The organism is Agromyces humi, from assembly GCF_009720255.1.
GTDB lineage: Bacteria > Actinomycetota > Actinomycetes > Actinomycetales > Microbacteriaceae > Agromyces > Agromyces humi.
The window spans coordinates 1-2,990 of sequence record NZ_WJSP02000423.1 but is presented as its reverse complement, the minus strand read 5'-3'; the positions used below and the strand labels follow the sequence as shown (position 1 = coordinate 2,990).

At 73.6% G+C, this 2,990-nt stretch carries 4 protein-coding genes; 1 reads left to right on the top strand and 3 read right to left on the bottom strand.

Translation table 11 applies throughout. The features are described 5' to 3' along the window. Positions 1-778: diacylglycerol/lipid kinase family protein (locus tag GH736_RS20240; RefSeq protein WP_268891258.1), on the top strand; the 778-nt coding region annotated here is incomplete at its 5' end. A gap of 7 nt (positions 779-785) precedes the next feature. Here GH736_RS20240 and GH736_RS20235 read toward each other — a convergent pair. Genes GH736_RS20235 through GH736_RS20225 form a run of 3 tightly spaced genes read right to left on the bottom strand, consistent with a single transcriptional unit; the run spans position 786 to position 2,855 of the window. After that, the gene (locus GH736_RS20235; RefSeq protein WP_159606535.1) at positions 786-1,979 is read right to left on the bottom strand and encodes a UDP-N-acetylmuramate dehydrogenase; all 1,194 of its coding nucleotides are present in this window, start codon (positions 1,977-1,979) and stop codon (positions 786-788) included. Position 1,980: 1 nt separating this feature from the next. Next, positions 1,981-2,409, bottom strand: a complete 429-nt coding sequence (locus tag GH736_RS20230) for a MaoC family dehydratase (RefSeq protein WP_159606533.1) — start codon at positions 2,407-2,409, stop codon at positions 1,981-1,983. After that, positions 2,409-2,855: an FAS1-like dehydratase domain-containing protein gene (locus GH736_RS20225; RefSeq protein WP_159606531.1), complete on the bottom strand. Its 447-nt coding sequence runs from the start codon at positions 2,853-2,855 to the stop codon at positions 2,409-2,411. The genes GH736_RS20230 and GH736_RS20225 overlap by 1 nt, the downstream gene beginning before the upstream one ends. Positions 2,856-2,990 lie beyond the last annotated feature (135 nt).

Here is a 2,990-nt window from a genome sequence, read left to right as displayed (position 1 = left end):
CGGCGGCGACGGCACGGTCGCGGCGGTGGCGCACGAGGCCGTCGGCGCCGAGCTGCCCCTGTTGGTCGTGCCCGGCGGCACCTTCAACCACTTCGCGCGGGCCGCGGGCGCGGCATCCGTCGACCTGGCCGTCGACGCCCTGCAACGCGGCGAGGGCGTGCGAGCGGATGTCGCCGAGCTGCGGTTCGGCGACGAGGAGCCTGTGACGGTGCTGAACACGGCGTCGGTGGGCTTCTACCCCGACTTCGTGACCGTGCGCGAGCAGCTGCAGGACCGATGGGGCAAGTGGCCGGCCGCCCTGATCGCGGCGATGAGGGTGCTGCGGCATGCCTCGCCCGTGACGGTCGTGGTGAACGGCCGGCGCGCGCGCGTGTGGACCCTGTTCGTCGGCGTCGACGACAACGACCCGGGCACGGTCGCGCCGCTGCAGCGGCGCCGTCTCGACGGGGGCGTGCTCGACGTGCGCATCCTGCACGCGGGGTCTCGCGTGGGCGCGGCCGCCTCGCTCGCATTCGGCCGTCGCACGAGCGCCGTGTTCCGTCGCCTGCGCCTGCTCCCCAGCCGCATCGAGGCCTACCCGACCGAGTCCCTCGACGTGGTCGTGCGGCCGCGCGAAGGGCAGCCGCCGGGGTTCGCCCACGACGGCGAGGTCGCGATCGCGGCCACTGCCGAGGCGGCGGCGGCCTACGCCGCGCCCGGCTACCTCACGACCGTGCGGGTCATCCCCGAGGCGCTCGAGGTCTACCGCCCGGCGGGCGACCGCGCGTCGGGCACCTGAGGCGCGGTCAGAGTTCGAGGCCGACGAGCACCGGCTCGGGGTGCAGCACGATACCGAACTCCGCCTGCACCCGGTTCTGCACGAAGCGGGCGAGCTGGGCGACCTCCTCGGCTGCCGCGCCGCCGCGGTTCGTCAGGGCGAGCGTGTGCTTCGATGACACGGCCGCGCGCGATCCGGGCAGCGCGAACCCCCGGCGGATGCCCGACCGCTCGATGAGCCACGCGGCCGAGAGCTTCACGAGCGGCTCGGCGGGTGCGGCATCCGTGCCGTCGTCGACCACGCCGAGCGACGCCTGGTGGGCGAGGAACTGATCGAGCGGGGACTCCTCGGCGATCCCGCCCACGAGCGGGGTCACCTCGTCGGCCGCCTCTTCCTCGAGGTACCACCTCGGCGCGTCGCCCGGCAGGGTGCGCGCGACGCGCTCGGTGACGATCGGGTTGGTGAAGAAGGAACCCGCGCTGACCGAGTCGGGGTCGGCCGGGTCGAGCACCATGCCCTTCGAGGCACGCAGGCCCAGCACGCTCTCGCGCACCCGTGCGATGGGCACCCGGTCGCCGAGGTTCACGTGCAGCGCGTCGGCGAGCTGCGCGTACGCGATCGGCTGCCCGAGCGCCTCACCGAGCACGGCGCGCTCCGCCGCGGTGTCGTGCAGCTCGAACTCGGCCGAGACGACGATGCCGCGCAGGCCGCGCTTGAGCACCGACGTGCGGTAGCCGAGCTCGAGCTCCGCGGCCGTCATGCGGTGCGGGCGATCGGCGCCCTCCTCGAGGAACTCGATCGCGACGAGGGTGGACTCCAGCTCCTGGCCGTACGCGCCGATGTTCTGCACGGGCGCGGCGCCCACCGAGCCTGGAATGCCCGAGAGCGCCTCGAACCCCGAGAACCCCTGCTCGACCGTCCAGGCGACGAGGTCGTCCCACGTCTCTCCGGCCTGCACGCGCAGGCGCACGGATGCCGCGGCCTCGTCGCGCGCGAACACCTCGATGCCCTTCGTGGCCACCCGGATCACGGTGCCGTCGAAGCCGTCGTCGCCGACGAGGAGGTTGGAGCCGCCGCCGAGCACCAGCCACGCCTCGCGCTCCGACCACGCCTCGACCGCGAGGTCGACGAGGTCGCGCTGCGTCGCGGCCGTCACGAGGTTCGCGGCCGGTCCGCCGACCTGCAGCGTGGTGAGCTCGGAGAACGGGATGTCGCGGGCCATGTCAGTCGAGGGAGACCCGCGCCTGCGCCTTGCCGAGCACCGTCTCGTCGCCGACCTTCACCGTGAGGTCGATGCGGGCCACGCGGGTGTCGGCGTCGAGCTGCCCGACCTTGGCGATGACCGAGACGACGGCGCCGAGCTGCGGATCGACGACGACCGGGCGGGTGAACCGCACCTGGTAGTCGGCGACACGACCCGGATCGCCGACCCAGTCGACGACCGGCTGCACCGCGAAGCCCATCGTGAGCATGCCGTGCGCGAGCACGCCCGGCAGGCCGACCTCGCGCGCGACGTCGTCGCGGTAGTGGATCGCGTTGAAGTCGCCCGAGGCGCCCGCGTAGCGCACCAGCGAGTCGCGGGTGAGCGCGAACGAGTGCTCGGCCACGATGTCGCCGACGGCAAGTCCGTCGAAGGCGGGAGCGGCGGCCATCACTCGTCCCCTCGCACGACGAGGGTGGAGATCGCGGTCACGACGTGGGTGCCGGCGGCATCCGTGATCGACGACTCCGCCGTGACCATCGAGTGCGGCCCGAGCGTCTTCACGCTCGACACCGTGAGCGTCGCCGTGAGCAGGTCGCCCGCCACGATGGGACGCGTCGACGTGAAGCGCTGGTCGCCGTGCACGACCCGCGCGAAGTCGATGCCTGCGTCGGGCTCGGCGAGCAGCTGCGCGAGCGTGTGCTCCTGCACGACCACGGCGAACGTGGGCGGCGCGACGACGTCGTCGTAGCCGGCGGCCCTGGCCGCCTCGGGATCGAGGTTGATCGCGTTGGTCGCGAAGACGGCGCGCGCGAACTCGCGCACCTTCTCACGCCCGACGAGATAGGGCTCGGTGGGCGGGAAGACCCGCCCCTGCAGCTCGGGGTTCACTGGCACCCCGTCAGTCTATGCGGGGGTCCGAGGAGGCCCGACGGCCGTCGTTGTTCGTCAGCGCTTGCCGCCGCCGAGGAGGCCGCCCAGCAGGTCGCCGAGACCGCCGCCCGAGCCGCCGGAGCCCGCACCGCCCGAACC